Origin of the sequence: Celeribacter sp. HF31, assembly GCF_011806455.1 — a bacterium.
In the GTDB taxonomy this organism is placed as follows: domain Bacteria; phylum Pseudomonadota; class Alphaproteobacteria; order Rhodobacterales; family Rhodobacteraceae; genus Celeribacter.
Window position 1 is genome coordinate 82,283 of the sequence record NZ_JAATOT010000009.1, and the last position, 20,110, is coordinate 102,392.

The following is a 20,110-nucleotide window of genomic DNA, read 5'->3' on the forward strand; positions in this document are numbered from 1 at the left end:
GGGCGGTCTCGCCCGTGCCAGATCACACAGCATTCTGGAATTCTCATGAACACCATCAAGACGGCCTGGGCGGTCGAGGATCTGGGCTGTGCCCGGGTTGCAGTTATTGGCGCGGGCAATATGGGCGGCGGCATCGCCGCGCAATTTGCCAACGCGGGGATTTCGGTCGACCTTTTGGACCGGGCAGGCCCCGACGAGGCCCGCAATCAACCGGCGGAGCAGGGGCTGGCGCAACAGATCGCGCGGCAGGCTTTCATGGGGGACACCCCGGTCGCGCTGGTGCGGGTCGGCAACATCGAAGATCACCTTGAGCGCGTGGCCGAGGCCGATTGGATCATCGAGGTCATTCTGGAAGATCTCGATCTCAAGACCGCGCTTTATGCCCGGATCGAGCCGTTGATGAAGCCCGGCGCGCTGGTGTCGTCGAACACCTCGACCATCCTGCGCAAGCACCTTGTCGCGGGACGGTCCAAGGCGTTTCAGGACCAGTTCCTGATCAGCCATTTCTTTAACCCGCCGCGCCGGATGGAGCTCTTGGAACTGATCGGGCCCGAGGCGCCGGGGGCCTTTGACCGCGCTGCGGAAATCGGCCGCAAGGCGCTTGGCAAAACCGTCATCGAATGCCGCGACACGCCGGGGTTCATTGCCAACCGGCTGGGCTGCACCTGGCTGTCGATTGCCGTGGTCGAGGCGATCCGTCAGGGGATCAGCATCGAAGAGGCCGACGCGGTGCACATGGCCTTTGGCGTACCGAAAACCGGAGCGTTCGGATTGCTCGACCTCATCGGGATCGATCTGGTCGCCCCGATCTGGGGCTCGCTGATGTCGACGCTGCCGGCCACGGATGCGATCAATAGTTTCGATCTGCCGGGGCAGGGGGTGATCACCGATCTGGTCGCCGCCGGGCGGTTCGGCCGCAAGAGCCGGGCCGGGTTCTACCGCAAATCCGAGACCGGCGAGATGGAAGCGCTCGATCTGACCAGCGGAGACTATCGCCCGGTGAGCGGGTTTGCGCAAAAGGACCTGCCCGGCGGGGGGCGCGATCTCGACCTTTTGCTGAACGATCCTTCGCCGCTTGGTGACTATGCGCGGGCGGTGATCACACAGGTGGTCGGCTATGCGCTGACCCATGCCGCGGACATCGCGCCGTCGCTGAGGGAGGCCGATCTCGGCATGGAGCTTGGCTATGCCTGGCGGGCCGGACCGGTGGCGCTTTGGCAGGGTTTGCGCGAGGACACGCGGGCAAACCTTCGGGCAGAAATGTCGGAGGAGGTGCCCTTTGACACCCTCGCAGCACCGGCACACCACGGCGCGCAGACAGATCGGCTCAGCAGGGTGCAGGCCACGGGCACACCCTTGGCGCAGAACGAGGGCGCTATCCTGTGGGATCTGGGCGACGACCTGATCTGTCTCGATATCCAGAGCAAGATGCACGCCCTCGGCCCCAAGGTGTTCGACATCCTCGAAGAGGGGGTGAGCCGCCTGAACGGCGCCGCGCGCGGCCTGATCATCGGCAATCACAATCCGCGGGTGTTCTCCGCAGGGGCCGATCTCACGCAGATGGCCACCTGGATCGAGGCCGGGAGCTGGCAGGCGATCGAAAGCTTTATCGCACGCGGGCAAACCCTGTTGGACGCCTTGCAAAAGGCCCCGGCCCCCAGTGTCGCCGCGATGCGTGGGCTCGCGCTTGGCGGCGGCTGCGAATTGGCGATGCATTGCACCGCCACCGTGGCCCATGCCGAAACCCGGATCGGCCTCCCCGAACATCTCGTGGGGTTGGTGCCGGGCTGGGGCGGGTGTCGGCGTCTTTTGGATCGTGCCCGTGCGAGTGCACCCAGCGAGGCGGAGATGTTGGAGCGCCTCACAACAGCGTTTCACGCGGCCACGTTGGAGGCGCCTGCGGGATCGGCGCGGGAGGCGGGAGCGTTGGGGCTTTTGGAGCCGTCGCAGCCAGTGGTCATGTATGCGGGCGATGTCTTCGCAGCGGCGATAGCGCATCTCGACACGGTGACGCGGGGGCACGCGGGCTCTGGGGCCGTGACGTTGCGTCTCGACTCGCATGTGGTTCTGGACCGACTTCTGTCTGAGCGCGAAACTGACCGCGACGAGGGGCGGATCACGCCGAATGCCTTCGCGCTTCAGTCCCGTATTGCCGAGATTTTCGCGAAGGGCGGCGAAGGCATGTCGGATCAGGAGTTGGCGCAGTTCGAATGCGACGCATTCATCGCATTGGCACGGACGCCGGAGACACTCGCACGGATCAAACACATGCTCCGGACCGGGAAACCGCTCCGCATATAAGATCGCGCCCGGCTGGGGACCGGATGCGAACAAATTGATAGTTTAGGAGGAGGAAACACATGACCGATACGATTTACGATATGGGTTTGGGCCAGACAGAGGCGAATTACATTCCCATAACCCCTATAAGTTTCATGGCGCGCACCGCCCATGTCTACCCGGATCGCACCGCAGTGGTGTACGGCGATGTGCGCCGCAGCTGGGCGGAGACCTATGACCGCTGCCGCCGCTTTGCCAGCGCGCTGGTGAAACGCGGCTATGGGCGCGGCGATACGGTTTCCATCTTTGCGACCAACATCCCCGAGATGTACGAGGCGCATTTTGCCGTGCCGATGTCCGGCGCGGTTTTGAACGCGATCAACACGCGCCTCGATGCCGAAGCCGTGGCCTTTATCCTCAACCATGCGGAAACCAAAGTGTTGATCGTGGACCCGGAGCTCTCGGAGGTGGCCGCGCAGGCCGTCAAGATGACAGGCCGCGATGACATTCTCGTGCTCGATATCCTCGACCCCCAATTCGAAGGCGGCGCGCGGATCGGCACATTGAGCTATGACGATGTTCTGGCCGAGGGCGACGCGGATTTCATGTGGGTGCCGCCGCAATCGGAATGGGATGCGATTTCGCTCAACTATACCTCGGGCACCACCGGCAACCCGAAGGGCGTGGTCTACCATTACCGCGGCGCGCATCTCAACGCGCTCTCGAACATCGTGATGTGGGAAATGGGCAATGCGCCGGTCTATCTCTGGACCTTGCCGATGTTCCATTGCAACGGCTGGTGTTTCCCCTGGACCATCGCGGCGGCGGCGGGAACGGCCGTCTGCCTGCGTGCTGTGCGCGAAGAGCCGATTTTCGAATTGATGAAGACAGAGAAGGTCACAAATTTCTGCGGTGCGAGTGTGGTTCTGGCGATGCTGGTTCATGCCCCCGAAGACTTGAAAAAAGGACTTCAGGCAGGGATCAAGGTGCTGACGGGGGGCGCGCCGCCTCCGGCGATCATCATCGAGAAAATGGAAGCCCTCGGCTTTGAGGTGACCCATGGCTACGGGTTGACGGAGACCTATGGCGCCGCCGTGATCTGTGCGTGGCATGACGAATGGGACGTTCGCTCGACCTCAGAGCGCGCCGAACTGAAGGCCCGTCAGGGCGTGCGCAACCTGGCCGCCGAAGGGTTGATGGTGGCGGATCCTGAGACGCTTGCGCCGGTGCCATGGGACGGGGAGACCATGGGCGAGATCTTCATGCGCGGCAATAATATCATGAAGGGCTATCTCAAGAACCCATCCGCAACAGAAAAGGCGTTCCGGGGCGGATGGTTCGCCAGTGGCGACATCGGGGTGATGCACCCGGATGGCTATGTCCAGCTCAAGGACCGCTCGAAGGACATCATCATCTCGGGCGGCGAGAACATCAGCTCGGTCGAGGTCGAGGACGTGTTGTTCAAACATCCCGAGATCATGGAAGCGGCGGTGGTCGCGCGGCCGCACGAGAAATGGGGCGAAACCCCCTGTGCCTTTGTCACGCTCAAGGCCGGAGCCACGGTCACGGAGGCGGAGGTGATCGCCTATTGCCGCCAGTACATGGCGCATTTCAAAGCCCCGAAAACGGTGATCTTCGGTCCGCTGCCAAAAACCTCGACAGGCAAGGTGCAGAAATTCATGCTGCGTGAACAGGCGCGGGCACTGGACTTGCAAGGCTGACGGAGTGTCGGCGGATATGAGACGAGCGGGCCGGAGATGGCCCGCCCCAGACCTGCGCAACAGGCGCAATCAAAGGAGAAGACAATGACAGATATTGTGGTGCTGGACGGGGCACGGACAGCGATCGGAACCTTTGGCGGATCGCTTGCGGGCACGACGCCGATCGAGATGGGAACCATCGTCGCGAAAGAGGCGCTGGCACGCTCCGGCGTCGAGGGCGGCCAGATCGAAACCGTGGTCTTTGGCCATGTCATCAACACTGAGCCACGCGACATGTACGTCAGCCGGGCGGCGTCTGTCGGCGCGGGTGTGCCGAACAAGGCCTCCGCCATGAACGTCAACCGGCTCTGCGGCTCCGGGCTTCAGGCCATCGTCTCGGCGACGCAATCGCTGATGTTGGGCGACGCCTCTTTCGCGCTCGCAGGCGGCAGCGAAAACATGAGCCGCGCGCCCTATATCCTGCCCGCCCTGCGTTGGGGGCAGAAGATGGGCGACACCGGCGCGACCGATATGATGCTCGGCGCGCTGTCCTGTCCGTTCGGCACCGGTCACATGGGGATCACGGCGGAGAATGTCGCCTCGGAATACGGCATCACCCGCGAGGCGCAGGACGCCTTTGCGCAGCTAAGTCAGGAACGCGCCCTCAAGGCCATCGAGGCCGGGCATTTCAAATCCCAGATCGTGCCCGTCGAGGTCCGCGTCAAACGGGACATGGTGGCCTTTGAGACCGATGAACACCCCAAGGCCAGCACGCTCGAGAACCTCGCCAAACTGCGCCCGGCCTTCCAAAAAGACGGCTCAGTGACGGCAGGCAATGCCTCCGGCCTCAACGACGGGGCGGCGGCGGTCGTTTTGGCGACGGCAGATGCCGCGACCAAAGCGGGGCTGAAACCGCGCGCCCGCATCCTCGGATATCACGTTGCAGGGGTCCGCCCCGAGGTGATGGGCACCGGCCCGATCCCCGCGGTCGAAGGGCTTTTGTCCCGCACCGGGCTGTCGCTCGCCGATTTCGATGTGATCGAGTCGAACGAAGCCTTTGCCGCGCAGGCGCTGGCCGTGAGCAACACACTGGGCATGGACCCGGCCAAGGTGAACCCGAACGGCGGCGCGATTGCCCTCGGTCACCCGATCGGGGCCTCTGGCACGATCCTGTTCATCAAGGCGCTCTATGAGTTGGAACGCACCGGCCAGAAACGCGCGCTGATCACCATGTGCATCGGCGGCGGGCAGGGGATTGCCGTGGCCATCGAAGCGCTGTGACGGCGATATGAGACAAAACGGGGCGCGCGCGACGGGCCCCGTTCGCCACATCTGCGGGTGTGGCCAAAATCAGAGGATAATTTCATGCACACCATCGACACCAGCCGTCTGGCGCCCATCCCGATTGACGCGCTCAGAACCCTGTCCGGGGTCGAGCTGTTCAAACGCGTTATCGCGGGGGACCTGCCCGCGCCGCAGGTTTGCGGCGTCGCCAACGAATGGATGTTGGAGATCGAAGAGGGCCGCGCACTTTGGGAAGCCAGCCCGCCCGAGAATTTCGTCAATCCGATGGGCGGCGTGCATGGCGGTTGGGCGATGACGGTGCTCGATACGGCCTTGGGTTGCGCGGTGCATTCGATGCTCCCGGCGGGCACCGGATACACCACGATGGAGGTCAAAACCAACCTGACGCGCGCGCCAAAAGTCGGCGAGCGCTACCTCTGCGAGGGCAAAATCCTGACCGCCGGACGCCGCACGGCCACCGCGGAAGCAAAACTGTTTGACGCGCAGAACCGGGTCGTCGCCTTCGGCACGACCACCTGTCTGATTTTGGACTTCTGACACGCGGGTGGCCGCGCGCCGCGCGCCAGTCGATCATGACACACAGATAAAACGGCAAAGGCGGCGCACCCGGGGTGTGACCGCCAGAAAACCGTCGGTCCTTTCGGTGCCTAATGCGACTAGACCCCGCTCAGGCCCCCGTTCAGGCCCCCCGACCAGCCAGCTTACTGCGGACGCGAACGTCCGAATTATGGACATGGGCGCCTCGCCTGACGCGATGCCAATCCGGCCAGGAAAATAAAAAACCTTTATATTTCAAAACAAAACCCCCTTTCCCCCGCACAGGCTCCGGGTTCGGAAGTGTTTCTGCTTCACCTGTTGGCAGGCGTATTTCAGCGGTTTGGCGACAGAGGAGAGCGTCGACCCGCCATGATCCGCCGGGCGCAAATCCTGCGCCCGCAGGGGCCGGTTTGCCCCAGGCATCAAAAACGGGAGGAGAAATGCACAATGGCATTTCAGATCAATATCGATAACGGCGGGACGCTGACCGATGTTTGCATCATGTCCGACGAGGGCGTGAAAAAAACCAAGGTTCTGACCACGCCCTACGATCTGTCGAAATGTTTTTTCGAAGGTCTGCAAAAGGCATCCGAGACCCTTTACGGGGCTGAAGATGTCAAACGCCTGCTCGAAGAGGTGGAACTGATCCGCTATTCGACGACACAGGGCACCAACGCGATTTGCGAACGCAAGGGGCCGAAACTGGGTCTCATTCTTGACAGCACGGCGACGGATCTGGCCGAGGCGCTTCGGGCGCATGACCCGGAGGTCTACGACGCTTTGGTCGGGGACCGTGTCGCCTATATCGACACCGCCATTCTCGAAACCTCGGAAGCCGAAGTCGAGATTGTGAAGACGATCAACGAGCTCACGGCCAAAGGCGCGAACCGTCTGGTCGTGTCGTTCGGTGGCACCGGATTCCACGCCAATGAGGACAAGGTCAAGAAGGTCGTACTGCGCAAATATCCGCGCCATCTTCTGGGCGCCGTTCCGGTGCTCTACGCCTCCGATCTGACGGTGGACCGCGCGCCCGAACGCCGGGCCTGGTCCGCGTTGATCAACGCTTTTCTGCACACCTCGATGGAGGCGTTTCTGTTCCAGGCGGAAAACCGGTTGCGCGACTATCGCACCAAGAACCCGCTGTTGATCTTCCGCAACGATGGCGATGCCTCGCGGGTGGCCAAGACCGTGGCGATCAAGACCTATTCCTCCGGTCCGCGCGGCGGCATGGAAGGCATGCGGGTGTTTGCCGGCATGTACGGGTTCCGCGATGCGGTCTCGGTTGACGTCGGTGGCACCACCACGGACATCGGCCAATGCACGGATGGCAGAGTCGCCGAGATTCGGCGCGGCCATGTCGAAGGGATCTCCGTGTCCTTCCCGCTGTGCGAGATTTCCAGCGCCGGGGCAGGGGGCAGTTCTGTGTTCAAGGCGAAGGACGGTGCGATTGCGATCGGTCCGGAAAGTGTTGGCGCCCTGCCGGGACCGGCCTGTTTCGGTCGTGGTGGCAAAGAGGCGACGATCACCGACGCCAGCCTGCTGTCGGGGTTGCTCGATCCGGGATCGTATTTCGGCGGCGGCATGGGCCTCGATGCGGCACGGGCCGAAGCGGCCGTGATGGCGAATGTCGGCACGCCTCTGGGGCTCGATCTCGACGCCGCCATTCAGGCGATGTCGGATGCGTTCGAGGCCAAGATCGCGGCTGAGTTGCACCGGTTTACGACCATTTCCGAGGACACCGTGCTGATGGCCTTCGGCGGCGCGGGTCCGCTCAATGCCTGTGGCGTGGCCGAAAAGGCCGGGATCAAGCGGGTCGCCATCCCGGCGATGGCGGCGGTCTTCTCGGCCTATGGCATCGGCGCGTGCAACGTCTCGCAAAACTATGCGGTCGATCTGGCCGAACACACCAGCGAAGCCCTCAAGACCACGCTCGACAGCCTCGAACAGAAAGCCGCCCGCGACATGTTCGCCGAAGGGTTCGAGCAAGGCAGTTACACGGTCACGGCGCGTCTGGTGGCACAATCCGGCGATACGGAAACGGTGCACGACCTGAACGGCTCCGAGGAGTTCCCGGCGGAGATGGCCGGGGCAGATGCCGTCGAGTTGGAACTCTCCGCCGTCAAATCGCTGCGCAAGTCCGAGGCCAAACAGGTCGCGGTGACACGCAAAGCCGCGGCCAAGGCCGATGGCACGCGCACGGTGTTGGTGCCGGAGCAGGGGCGGATCGACTTGCCGGTCTATCGCCTGAACGTGATGCAGCCGGGCGATTTCGCCGCCGGGCCGGCGATCCTCGAAGAGGATTATTTCACTGCCCGCATTCCTGCGGGTTGGACCTTCACCGTCTCAGACGCCGGTGATGTCATTCTGGATCGGGAGGAGTAAGGCCGATGAAAATTCCTATGACTGAGTATCTGCGGATCGACCTTGAAACGGAAAAATGGGAATGCCGTGTTTGCGATCATGTGATCGCGCCGGCGGAGGGCAATTACAAGGAAGGTCTGTTGGTGCACAACCGCGACCCGCGGGACATCCACCCGCCGGTGATCGACCCGGACAAGTACCGCTTCACCTTTAGCCCGGACCCGGACTGGGTGCGTATCCTCGAATTCTGCTGCCCGAGCTGCGGCACGCAGGTCGAGACAGAATACGCGATCCCGGGTCACCCGCCGCTGTGGGACATGCAGGTCGATGTGGCCGCGCTGAAAGCCCAATGGGCCGCGCGCGGTCCGGAGATGCTGCCGGACGCCGGACCTGTCGTGGTCCCGAGCCGGGCGCACAGCCACTAAGCCAGATCATCTGTCGCCCGCAGCAAAGCTCCGGGCGGACTATCCGACATCTCAAGAGGAAGTGCCGGGACGGCCGTCAAGGAGGACGGCATCCCGGGCACGATAGGGAGAGAGAATGAAACGTGTATCCGTTGATATCGGTGGGACCTTTACCGACTGTTTCGTCGTTTGGGGCAATCAGTATATCGAGACCAAGGCGCTCACCACGCACCACAACCTCGCCATGGGCTTCAACGAAGCGCTCGGCAAGGCCTGTAGCGAGCTGGACGTCGATCTTGAACAGGTCCTGACCGAGGTGGACAGTGTCCGCTACGCCACCACGCTCGGCACCAATGCGCTGATCGAACACAAGGGGCCGAAAATCGGCATGTTGGTCACCGCCGGCTACGAGGCCACCGTGCCGCTCAGCCGCGCGCGCGGCTATGGCGAGGGGCTCGACAATCTGGGTCAGCAAGACATGCCCAACGCCGAACGTCCGGCACCGCTGGTCGAGGCCCATATGATCCGCGGGGTGCGCGAGCGCCTCGATTTCCAAGGCCGGGAAGTGATGGGGCTGGACGAGGCCGATGTGCGTCACCAACTGCGTGAGTTGGTTGACCGCGGGGCCCAGATCATCGTCGTCGCGCTGGTCAACGCGGTGGTGAACCCGGTCCACGAACAGCGCATCGAAGAGATCCTGCTTGAGGAATACCCCTCGCATCTTTTGGGCGCGATCCCGGTGATCCTGTCGCATCAGGTGGCGGGCCGGAAAGGCGAATATGTCCGCTCGACCTCGGCCATCGTCGACGGCTACCTGCACTCGACCATGTATCACGCGCTCTCGCAGCTTGAACAGAACCTGCGGACGCACAGCTATGAAAAGCCGATGCTGGTGATCCACAACTCCGGCGGCATGGCACAGCTCAACTCGACCGACGCCTTGCAGACGATCCACTCCGGCCCGGTCTCCGGGATCGGCGCCTCCGAGCATCTGTCGCTTCAGACCGAGCTTGGCAATGTCGTGGCGACCGACATGGGCGGCACCTCTTACGACATCGGTATCGTCGTCGAGGGGGGGATCAAACACTATGATTTCAACCCGGTGATCGACCGTTGGCTGGTCTCCGTGCCGATGGTGCACCTGGTGACGCTGGGCGCGGGGGGCGGCTCTGTCGCCTCCTATGACCGGATGTACAAAACCGTGCAATGCGGGCCGGAAAGTGCGGGCTCCGATCCGGGACCGGCCTGTTACGACCGTGGCGGCATGAAAGCCACCGTCACCGATGCCGATCTTCTGCTCGGGTATCTCGATGCAGAAAACTACGCTGGCGGGTCCATTCCGCTCAACCCGCGCCGGGCCAAGGCCGTCATTGAGGACACGATTTGCGACGAGCTCGATTGCGAGGTGATCGAAGCGGCCAAGCTGATCCGTGAAAAGGTCGATGACAACATGGCCAACGGGTTGTTCACCGAACTGCGGGCGCGCGGGTATGATCCCAAGGATTTCACCATGCTGGCCTATGGCGGCAACGGTCCGCTGCATTGCTGCGGCATCGCCCAGAACCTGTCGATCGACAAGATCCTGGCGCCGCCGCTCAGCTCGGTGTTCTCGGCCGTCGGCGCGGGCAACATGCACCAACTCCACATCCACGAGCAATCGCTCTATCTGGTGCTCTACGACAGCAACACCCGACATATCTTCGACGACTATACCCGGTTCAACGGCATCGTCGCGGAGCTCAAGGAAAAGGGCCGTCAGGACCTTTTGCGTCAGGGTGTCGCCGCCGAGGACATCTATCACGATCTCGAACTGGACATGCGCTATGGCAACCAGTTGGTGCAGACCACGGCGGTCATTCCGCAGCATGAGCTGCGCGGTCCGGCCGATGTTCTGGCGATGATCTCGCAATTCTCGACCGACTACGGCAAGCGCTTTGGCGAAGGCTCGCAGGCGCCCGAGGCGGGCATTCGGATCAACACCATCCGCGTCGCCACCTATGCCAAGCACGAGACGGTGAAGTTCCAGGACATCAAGCCGGTCGAAAAAGCCGCGCGCCTGGCACCGCCAGCACCGGAAGAGACCCGCACCTGTCACTTCGTCGGTCAGGACGGGCCGGTCGAGACCCCTGTCTGGGCCCGCAAGGACCTCGACCCCGGTGTCGAGATCGAGGGGCCGGCTATTGTCGCCTCCGAGGTCACGACCTTCCTCGTCAATCCCGGCTGGACGCTTGTTGCCGCGAAACAGGGTGCCACCTGGTTCCTGCGCAACGAGACCCCCGCCATCACGCACTAACGCACGGGTTCCCCCGGCACATGGAGGCGTGCCGGGGGACACCTCAATCCGACAGGAGGAGAGAAGACTATGAAAGATCTGGAAACCTCGGCCCCGACGCCGAATGAAATGGAACTGATCAAAAAGTTCCTCGACGACACCACGCTGTTTCTCGGCCCCGATCCCGAGATCATGCAGAACCACGATCTCATGCCGCGCACCGCGGATGAGGACGACGCCATTCAAAAGTTCTCAGACAGCCACATGATCGCGAAAATCCGCGACCGGATTCAATCCGGCTGTGACGAAGGCTATGAGATGGTCGAACAGATGGGCGCAGCGCCCGGCGCGAAATGGGGCGACGTGATCACCGGCGTCTATTCCGCCTCCGGCGATCTGGCGATTGCCTCGGCGGGCGGCGTTTTGATCTTTTCGGCGCTGGTGCACCACCCGATCAAGTTCATCATCAAGAACTGGCTGAACGATCCGACGGTCGGTGTGCGCGAAGGCGACGGGTTCATCCACAATGACTCGCGCTACGGCAATGTGCACAACACCGACCAGTCGATGATTCTGCCGATCTTCCACGACGGCAAGCTGATCTGCTGGGTTGCCTCGACCGTGCACGAGGGCGAAAACGGCGCGATCGAGCCGGGCGGCATGCCGTCGATGGCGGAAAGCCCCTCGGATGAAGGGCTCAAGATGTCGCCGTTCAAAGTGGTGGAAAACTACCAGATCAAGCGCGATGTGCTGACCTTCCTGCAAAACTCGGTGCGCGAGCCGAAGCTGCAATACGAAGACATGAAGGTAAAGCTGTTTGCCTGTTTGCGGATCAAGCAGCGTCTGGAAGAGACTCTGAATTCGGACGGCCCCGAGGCGCTGACCTCGACCCTGCGTCTGACCATGGAGAACGTGCGCGCCGAAGTGAAACGGCGCATTTCGGAATGGCCGGACATGACCGTGCGCAGCTATATCATCCAGGACTCGACCCTGCGTGAAAACTGCGTGGTCAAGATCAACTGTAAGCTGACCAAGACCGGCGATCGGCTTATTTTCGATTTCCGCGGCTCGTCGCCGGAGTTCACCAACCGGGCGACGAACACCATCGTCGCCGGTCTCAAGGGGATGCTGGCGCAGGTCTTCCTGTGCTACGTCTGGCCCGATCTGCCGCGCGGGCAGGCGGCCTTTGCGCCCATCGAGGTGATCACCGACCCGCATTCGATCGTGAACTGTTCCTATGACGCGCCGAACTCGCAATCGCTGATGTCGATCTTCACCGGCTTCACCGCGGGTCAGCATGCGGTGGCGAAATTCCTTTATTCCTGCCCGGAAAAGTTCACCAAGGTGCACGCGCCGACCTTCAACATGATCAACACCTTCATCTGGGGTGGGGTCAGCCAGCACGGCGAGACGCTTGGCAACCTCTGCGCCGATCTCAACGGTATGGGGGCGGGCGCCACGGCGAACCGGGACGGCGAGCACGCCCTGGCACCGATCTTTGCCACCATGGCCGACATCGGCGAACAGGAGTTGAACGAAGAAGAAGTTCCGTTCCTGCAACTGGTCTCGAAGAAGATGACCCGCGACGCCATCGCCCCGGGCAAATACCGGGGCGGGCAGGGGTACACGATGATGGTCGCCACCAAGGACTCGGATCAGTGGGGCTTTATGACCACGGCTGAGGGCGCGAAAATCCCGCCGATCCAGGGCCTGTTCGGCGGCTATGCCTGTGGCACTTACCCGCTGTCCAAGGTCAAGGATGTGGATGTCTACGAGATCCTGCAGAATACGCCGGAGAAATTCCGCCATTCGATTGAGGAGATCATGAACGAACAGCCGTTCGAGGAGGCGAGCTACACCACCCACCACATGGGCATGGGCTTTGAGATCTCGAAGCGCGGCGAATTGTTCATGATCAGCCAAGGGGCCGGCGCCGGGTATGGCGACCTGCTCGAACGCGACCCGGTGAATGTGGTCAAGGACATCGAAGAGGGGCTGATTTCGCCGGAAGTGGCGGCACGTCTCTACAAAGTGGTCTTCGATCACACCACGCTGGCGATTGACTTCGAGGCCACCGAGGCGGCCCGCGAAGAAGAACGTCAGGCGCGGATCGCCCGCTCGACCCCCTATGCCGAGTTCATCAAGGGCTGGAACCAGCCCCAACCGCCCAAGCATCTGAAATATTTCGGCTGTTGGGGAGATGACATCGGCACGCTTTATATGGGGGCCCCGGACCTGACGCGGTCCGGCGACGAGCCAAAGCCGAACTACATGCCGCACCCGAAAGACGTGCGCATTGCCGAGCTCGAAGCCCGTCTCGCCGCCGCCGGTATCGGGGGAGGTGAAAAGAAATGAGCAAATCTCTCGCAGATGATCTGCCCGATGCGACGGGTACGAAGGCGCTGCGGGTCTGGTTGGAGTCGTCGGGCTACGCCCGGCGGCTGCTGCTGGGCCAGGACGGAGATCCCTGGGCCGACGGTGCGGCGAAATACCTGTCCTTCTTCACACAGGCCCGGGGATTGCTCCGTTCGGATGTCGCGGTGGTCAACCTGGGCGATCTGTTCCGCTCATGGATCGCGCGGCACCCGGATCTCGCCGCCGAGATGGGATCGAAGAAACGTGCGACCTATCCGCTGCGCCGGATGCTCGAAGAGGCCAGGCCGCGCGCGCTTCTCGATGAGGTGGTCGAGGCCGTCGCCGCCCATCTTCAGGGGCAAATCCCGCTGGTGCTTGCCATGCCCGCACCCGGAGCGTGGCTGGCAGAAGCGCAGATGTGCGCTGGACGCCCCGTCGAAGTGGATGTCGACACCACCGAAGACGCCGCCATGTACATCGCGGATTTCATCCGCTGTGTCGCGCAACGCCCGGTGGGTGGGCTGTTGCTTGAAGAAAGCGAGACACCCGGCGCGGTGTCCGCCTACACGCCATTGTTCAACGCCGCCAAACATTACCGTTGGGCCGTAGTCGGACGTGGCGTTTCTGCCGGTCAGGAGGGGTCGTTCGATGCGGTGATCGGTTTGGGCGACAAGGTGCAAGGCTGCGATGTGAGTGCGGCGCTCTTCGGTGGGATGGACCTCCCCAAGACGGCCCCCGCGCAATTCCTCTATGCGCAGGTGCCCGTGGATCATCCCCCGGAGGCCGTGCTTGACGCGGTTGCACGGCTGCAAGGTCTGCCCGCCTGATTGCCGGGTCGCATGACGACACACCCTGACGGCAACGGCCCTCCGGATTTCCGGCGGGCCGTTTTTCATTCCGGAATAGGGCGGAGCGCCGTTATTGCCGCATCCGCTCCAGCGCCTCCTTCAGGCCAAGTTTGTCCAGACGAAGATAGAGCGTGCTCTTGGCAATCCCGAGATCGCGCGCCACCGAGGTCAGATTGCCACGGTGCCGTTCGATCGCGGCGACGATGGCGGCGCGTTCGGCCTGTTGCAGCGGAGTCAGCCCCTCGGGATCGGAGGCACCGTCGCGGGTCATGACCGACCAGTCCATCGGCAGGTGTTCCACCCCCAACGCCGCACCGCCGCTTTCGAGGACCATCCCCTCAAGCACATTGCGGAGCTCGCGGATATTGCCCGGCCAGTCGTGATCGGCAAACCGATCATAGAGTCCCGGCTCAATAACCGGGACCGCCATTTCGTAGCGTTTCGCGATCTGGGTCAGCAGATGTTCCGACAGACCCGGCAAATCCGTCAGGCGTTCGCGGAGCGCGGGCAGGCGAAGGGATGTGACCGCAATCCGGTAAAACAGATCCATACGGAAGCGACCCTCTGCCGAATCCGATTTCAGGTCGCGGTTGGTGGCCGAGATCAGGCGCAGCTTGACCTTGCGCGGGGTGTTTTCGCCAAGCCGGTAGACCTCGCCGCTTTCCAGAACCCGCAACAGATGCGGTTGCAGATCGAGCGGCATTTCACCGATCTCGTCGAGAAACAGCGTGCCGCCATCGGCCGCTTCGATCTTGCCTTTCATGCCGCCACGCCGCGCGCCGGTGAAGGCGCCTTCGGCATAGCCGAACAATTCGCTGGTCAGAAGCTCGCGCGAGAAGCCGCCGCAATTGACCGCCACAAAGGGCCCCTGGGCCTGCGGTCCGCTTTCGTGCAGCGCCTGGGCAAAGGCATCCTTGCCGACCCCCGTTTCCCCGAGCAGCAACACCGGGGCGGGGCTTTTGGCCAGAAGAGAGGCCCGGCGCAGGGCTTCGAGATAGGCCGGGGCCGATCCGCTCAACCGGGCAAAGGCATCGGTCGTGCCCGCCACCCCGACCGGGGCGGTTTCCCGTTTCGGCGTGCGTCGCACCACTGCCGAGCGATCCGGCAGCACCAAAACCGACCCAAGCCGCTCTCCATCGATCTCGATGGGTTCGATCCAGTCGCGGTCCACCCATTGCGGCAGGTTTTCGGGAGAAATCCGTCCGTTGCGCCAGGGCAGGGTGACGTCGCGCAGCACAAGATCGCGCAGACCATGGCTCTTGGCCCATTCCGTCATCACCGCCGCCGCGCGTTCATTGGTCTTGATCGGCGTGCCCGAGCGGTCGAACACGATGATCCCGTCCCGGTCGGCCTTTTGCAGCCGGTCGAGACAATGATCGAGCAACCGGTAGCGCAGGTTCATTTCCCGCTGCGCCAGACGGTTCTCGATCCGCCCCGCCGCGGTGATCGCCAGAGACAGGCTGTGGCGGCTGTAACTTTCGCTCAGACCGGAAATATCGAGCGCGCCGACAATGCCGCCGCTCGCCGGATCACGGATCACACTGGCCGAACAGGACCAGCGCTGAATGCCGGAACAATAATGTTCGGAGGAGTGAATCTGAATCGGCTGGCCGATCTCGATCGCCGTCCCGATCGCGTTCGTGCCGCAGGTCTCCTCGCTCCAGTTGGCGCCGGGCATCAGATGGATCGCCTCTGTGCCGTCGCGCAGGGCGTTGTCGCCTTCGACGCTCAGCACCACCCCGGAGGCATCCGTCAACACCATCACCGTCCCGGTTTCGAACAGGAAGTCGCGGGCCGAAGCGATGATCGAACTGCTGGCCCGCACCAGCTCTTCGCTGTCGGTCAGAAGATCGTAAAGCGCATCGCCCTGCGCCGGGGGCGGGGCGCCGTCGCGCCCGGGATCGACGGCGCCATGGCACCGCCGCCAGGAATCGTCGATCAGCCGTCGCACGGCATCCGAGCCGCTATCCTGTCCGGACAGGAACTTTTCCCAGGTGGATTGCACCTGACGGTCGTTTTCCGGATGCGAAAATCTTTGCCGCAAAGCCGTTGCAGGCATTCGGTGTCTCCTCCCTTGGTCTGTCGGCGGTCTTTCACCCGCACCCTCGCAGCGGGTCCCTCCCCGGACCCAGCGCCGCGTTCGTTGCCCTTCGAGAGGGCACGACATGATGAGGCCCGAAGCCTAGCATTATTTTCCCCACGGCAAAACGTTTTGCCAAAACGCATATCCTTTTCGGCCCCGTCCAAACGGCTTGCAAAGACCCGAAATGGGGCGGTTTTGGGGTGGAACACCTTCCAAAGAGACACCTGCACGACACCGGAAATTCCGCGCCGCGTGCCGCCGCAAGTCGGTCGGGTGTTGGTCTGTGAGGTGATCGAATTTCGAACGCCTGCGTCTGGCTCGCGGAGGATGCGACAGGGCGCCCGGCTCTAAGCCCTTGAGTGGCAGGGCATAGGCGCGCACGGTAAGAAACCTGCTTCTCCTAGGGCAGGTAGTGGGAGGAAATGATGGAAAATGGTACCGCAAAAGTCGCGCATGTCCTGAGACAAGGGACAGGCGGGCGTATTCCGGTCACGATCCTGACCGGGTTTTTGGGCGCTGGCAAAACCACCATGCTGAACCGGCTGGTGACACGGCCCGACATGGCTGGCGTGGCGGTTTTCATCAACGAATTGGGCGATATCGGCATCGATCACCATCTGGTGGAGCGAATCGATGATGCCCTGGTGATTCTCGACAGTGGCTGCCTGTGCTGTACCGTTCAGGGCGATCTGATTGCGGCCTTGATGCGCCTGCACCAGCAAATGGCCCGCCGCGAGATCGCCCCTGTACAGCGCGTGGTGATTGAGTCCACGGGACTTGCCGATCCCAGTCCGGTGGTCCGCGCGTTGATGGAAGACCGGCAGGTTTCGGCCCGGTTCCGCTGTGACGGGGTGCTGACCGTGGTCGATGCCACCCGCATGCGCGATCAGCTTGCCCGTCACCGCGAAGCCATGGCGCAGATTTCGATGGCAGACCGCCTGTTGCTGTCGAAATGCGATCGGGCCGGACGGGTCGAACAGGACGCCGTGATCCGGACGCTGAACGAGCTCAACCCGACGGCTGCGCATGTGATGCTCGATCACGGGGCCTGCGACCCGAAGGATTTGTTTTCCGGCGGTCTCTATGCCGAGGAGGACGCGCCCCTGAGCCTTGACGATTGGTTGGGACCAGCCCTGTCGATCACCGGAAATGGCCAGATCGGCGCATCACATTCAGCGCCGCTTGGAGGGAATCAGGGACACGTCGGCCTGCATTCCGGCCAGGTGCGCAGCTTTGTCGTCAGTTTCGACACGGCGCCGGGATGGCGCGGCCTTGCGGTCGGGCTGGGAGAGATCCTGTCGGATTACGCGGGAAAATTGCTCCGGGTGAAAGGATTGGTGGCCCTGCCGGGATTGGATGCGCCGATGGCATTGCAATGCGTCGAAGATGTCGCCTACGCGCCGGTCAAGCTCAATGCCTGGCCCCGCACCGGCCCGCTGGCCGATGGCGTCGGGCGTCTGGTGTTCATCGGAGAGGGTCTCACGCAAGAGGACGAGCGCATCATTCGCGACCGGCTGGCGCATCTGCCGGGGGACCGCGAAGCTTTGCGGCGCTCCGCCGCGACACCCGGCTTGCCGACCCGCAACTGGCTTTTGGAACGAGCGCCTTTCACGCCGCATGAACGCCTGACCTCGGAGGCCTTTCTCATCCAGCCCCGTTTCCTCCGAGAGGCCGGACACAATGGATAAGACCAAGCCAACCGACCGGAAAGAAGACGTAAGATGAGCGGTCTTCATCTGCAACAGGGCACGTCGCAGCGCCTCACCCAGGTGATGCAGCGCGCCATCGGGCTATTGCAGATGGATCATGCCGATCTGGCCGGATTTCTGATCGCGGAGGCGGCGGAGAACCCCTGCCTGACGCTCACTTTGCCACAGGCAGACCCGGACACCGACGCCCCCGACCGCACCGACGCCGAGCGCAGAACCTTGCCCGGCCCCTGGCGTCCGGCGTTCCTCGGCAGCGGCGATGAGATCGACACGCTTCGGGCACAGGCCGACGGCCTTCATGCGCATGTGGCCCGACAAATCGGCCTGATCTTTCGCGACGCGCGGGCGCGGGACATTGCGATGATCTTTCTCGAGCATCTGGAACCCAGCGGCTGGCTCGGTGCTCCGCTCGAAGACATAGCGCGACAAGCCGGCTGTTCGATGGCCGAGGCCGAGGCGGTGCTCACCCGCCTGCATGAGGTCGAACCCGCGGGCCTTTTTGCGCGCTCCCTCGCGGAATGCCTGCGCTTGCAACTCGAAGAGGCGGGCGAACTGACCCTGCCGATGGCCCGCCTGCTCGACGCTCTGCCGCTTTTGGCGAAGGGCGACACCGCCGCGCTGCTGTCCCGCTGCGAGGTCGATGCCGAAGAATTGGCCGCGCTGGTGACCCGGCTGCGTCGGCTCGATCCCAAACCGGGGTCGCATTTCGACGACGCACCGGAGCTGCGCCGGGCACCGGATCTGATTGCCGAGCGCGATGAACTGGGACAGTGGCATGTCGCGTTGAACTCGGCCACCGCCCCGCGCATCGCGATCACGCCGCACGGCGGAGCCGAACATCGCACGGCGCTGAAAGAGGCACGCTGGCTGGAGCGGACGGTGTCGCGTCGCAATGCTCTCGTGCTGGATGTCGCGGCCCATGTTCTGTCTGTCCAGCGTGAGTTTCTCGAACAGGGGCCGGTGCATCTCAAACCGCTGAGCTGTGCGGATGTGGCCGAAAAACTCGGTGTACATGAAACGACGATCAACCGGGTGCGCAACGGGCTTTTGATCCAGACCCCGCGCGGCATGATGTCGATGCGAGCCTTCTTCGCCCGCGGCGGGACAGGGCACAGAGATGGATCGCATGTCCCGGCCGAAGCGATTTCGGCGCGGATCGCGGATTTGATTGCAGCAGAACGCCCGGACAAGCCGTTGACCGATCAGCAACTGGCCACCCGCCTGGCGGAGGTCGGGCTGCGCGTGTCGCGTCGGACGGTGTCGAACCGGCGTCGCATGGCCGGGTTCCCCAACGCGGCAGAAAGACAGATTTCAAAAGGGAGAGAAGAGTGAACAAGGTATGTGCAAGCGCGACCGAGGCGCTCGACGGAATGCTCGAAGACGGCATGCTGATTGCCGCTGGCGGATTTGGCCTGTGCGGCATCCCCGAGCTGTTGATCGACGCGCTCGTGGAGAGCGGCGTGAAAGACATCACCATCGCGTCCAACAATTGTGGCGTTGACGGATTTGGTCTCGGCAAACTGCTCGACACCCGCCAGATCAAGAAAATGATGGCCTCCTACGTGGGCGAAAACGCGGAATTCATGCGCCAGTATCTCTCGGGCGAACTGGAGCTGGAATTCAACCCGCAGGGCACGCTGGCCGAGCGGATGCGCGCAGGCGGGGCTGGCATTCCGGGGTTTTACACCAAGACGGGCGTCGGAACAGTCATCGCCGAGGGCAAGGATCACCGCGACTTTGGCGGCGAGACCTACATCTTGGAGGAGGGCATTTTCGCCGATCTTTCCATCGTGAAGGCGTGGAAAGCCGACGAGAGCGGCAATGCGATCTTCCGCAAGACCGCGCGCAATTTCAATCCGCCCGCGGCGATGTGCGGCAAGGTCTGCATCATGGAGGTTGAGGAAATCGTGCCGGTTGGCGCGCTCGACCCCGACGCGATCCACCTGCCGGGCATCTATGTGCACCGCCTGATCCAGGGCGAACACGAAAAACGCATCGAACAGCGGACGACGCGTAGGAGATAGCCCGATCGTACGTAATACAAAGAGGAGGTGGACGAATGTGGGACCGCAATCAAATGGCCGCACGCGCGGCACAGGAGCTGGAAGACGGCACCTATGTGAACCTCGGGATCGGCATCCCGACGCTGGTGCCGAACTTTATCCCGGAGGGCGTTTCGGTGACGCTTCAGTCGGAGAACGGCATGCTCGGCATGGGCCCGTTTCCCTATGAGGGCGAGGAGGACCCGGACCTGAT

Annotated in this window: 14 protein-coding genes; 13 read left to right on the forward strand and 1 reads right to left on the reverse strand. The window is 63.0% G+C overall.

Going from position 1 to position 20,110, the window contains the following annotated elements; translation table 11 throughout:
- The first annotated feature begins 45 nt into the window (after positions 1-45).
- The 9 genes from HCZ23_RS17835 to HCZ23_RS17875 all read left to right on the forward strand — a co-directional run bounded on the left by HCZ23_RS17835 (position 46) and on the right by HCZ23_RS17875 (position 14,041).
- Positions 46-2,301 carry a 3-hydroxyacyl-CoA dehydrogenase/enoyl-CoA hydratase family protein gene (locus HCZ23_RS17835; protein WP_167603106.1) on the forward strand — a complete coding sequence of 752 codons (2,256 nt, stop codon included), beginning with the start codon at positions 46-48 and terminating at the stop codon, positions 2,299-2,301.
- A 59-nt stretch (positions 2,302-2,360) separates the two neighbouring features.
- Positions 2,361-4,001, forward strand: coding sequence for an acyl-CoA synthetase (locus tag HCZ23_RS17840; protein WP_167603107.1), 1,641 nt, complete (start codon positions 2,361-2,363; stop codon positions 3,999-4,001).
- Between the two features lie 84 nt (positions 4,002-4,085).
- Positions 4,086-5,261: an acetyl-CoA C-acyltransferase family protein gene (locus tag HCZ23_RS17845; protein WP_167603108.1), complete on the forward strand. Its 1,176-nt coding sequence runs from the start codon at positions 4,086-4,088 to the stop codon at positions 5,259-5,261.
- Between the two features lie 84 nt (positions 5,262-5,345).
- Complete coding sequence (locus HCZ23_RS17850) at positions 5,346-5,822, forward strand: PaaI family thioesterase (RefSeq protein ID WP_167603109.1); 477 nt, start codon at positions 5,346-5,348, stop codon at positions 5,820-5,822.
- A gap of 447 nt (positions 5,823-6,269) precedes the next feature.
- Positions 6,270-8,204 (forward strand): hydantoinase/oxoprolinase family protein, encoded by a 1,935-nt coding sequence (locus HCZ23_RS17855; RefSeq protein ID WP_167603110.1) that lies wholly within the window; start codon positions 6,270-6,272, stop codon positions 8,202-8,204.
- A 5-nt stretch (positions 8,205-8,209) separates the two neighbouring features.
- A complete protein-coding gene (locus tag HCZ23_RS17860; RefSeq protein WP_175580923.1) occupies positions 8,210-8,608 on the forward strand; it encodes an acetone carboxylase subunit gamma in 399 nt (132 codons plus the stop codon).
- A gap of 115 nt (positions 8,609-8,723) precedes the next feature.
- Positions 8,724-10,880 (forward strand): hydantoinase/oxoprolinase family protein, encoded by a 2,157-nt coding sequence (locus HCZ23_RS17865; protein WP_167603111.1) that lies wholly within the window; start codon positions 8,724-8,726, stop codon positions 10,878-10,880.
- 69 nt (positions 10,881-10,949) lie between these two features.
- Positions 10,950-13,214 carry a hydantoinase B/oxoprolinase family protein gene (locus HCZ23_RS17870; protein ID WP_167603112.1) on the forward strand — a complete coding sequence of 755 codons (2,265 nt, stop codon included), beginning with the start codon at positions 10,950-10,952 and terminating at the stop codon, positions 13,212-13,214.
- The gene (locus tag HCZ23_RS17875; protein WP_167603113.1) at positions 13,211-14,041 is read left to right on the forward strand and encodes a hypothetical protein; all 831 of its coding nucleotides are present in this window, start codon (positions 13,211-13,213) and stop codon (positions 14,039-14,041) included. Before HCZ23_RS17870 ends, HCZ23_RS17875 begins: the two co-directional genes overlap by 4 nt.
- Positions 14,042-14,132: 91 nt before the next feature.
- Here HCZ23_RS17875 and HCZ23_RS17880 read toward each other — a convergent pair whose 3' ends face one another.
- Entirely contained in the window at positions 14,133-16,121 is a 1,989-nt protein-coding gene (locus HCZ23_RS17880) for a sigma-54-dependent Fis family transcriptional regulator (RefSeq protein ID WP_167603114.1), read from the reverse strand.
- A 449-nt stretch (positions 16,122-16,570) separates the two neighbouring features.
- Between HCZ23_RS17880 and HCZ23_RS17885 the strand changes: the two genes are divergently transcribed.
- The 4 genes from HCZ23_RS17885 to HCZ23_RS17900 form a co-directional block, all read left to right on the forward strand.
- On the forward strand, positions 16,571-17,833 hold the full coding sequence (locus HCZ23_RS17885; RefSeq protein WP_167603115.1) for a GTP-binding protein: 1,263 nt from the start codon (positions 16,571-16,573) through the stop codon (positions 17,831-17,833).
- A 33-nt stretch (positions 17,834-17,866) separates the two neighbouring features.
- Positions 17,867-19,186 carry an RNA polymerase factor sigma-54 gene (rpoN, locus tag HCZ23_RS17890; RefSeq protein WP_167603116.1) on the forward strand — a complete coding sequence of 440 codons (1,320 nt, stop codon included), beginning with the start codon at positions 17,867-17,869 and terminating at the stop codon, positions 19,184-19,186.
- Entirely contained in the window at positions 19,183-19,878 is a 696-nt protein-coding gene (locus HCZ23_RS17895; protein WP_167603117.1) for a CoA transferase subunit A, read from the forward strand. The genes rpoN and HCZ23_RS17895 overlap by 4 nt, the downstream gene beginning before the upstream one ends.
- A gap of 35 nt (positions 19,879-19,913) precedes the next feature.
- A partial coding sequence (locus HCZ23_RS17900; RefSeq protein WP_303048554.1) for a CoA-transferase occupies positions 19,914-20,110 on the forward strand: 197 nt, incomplete at its 3' end.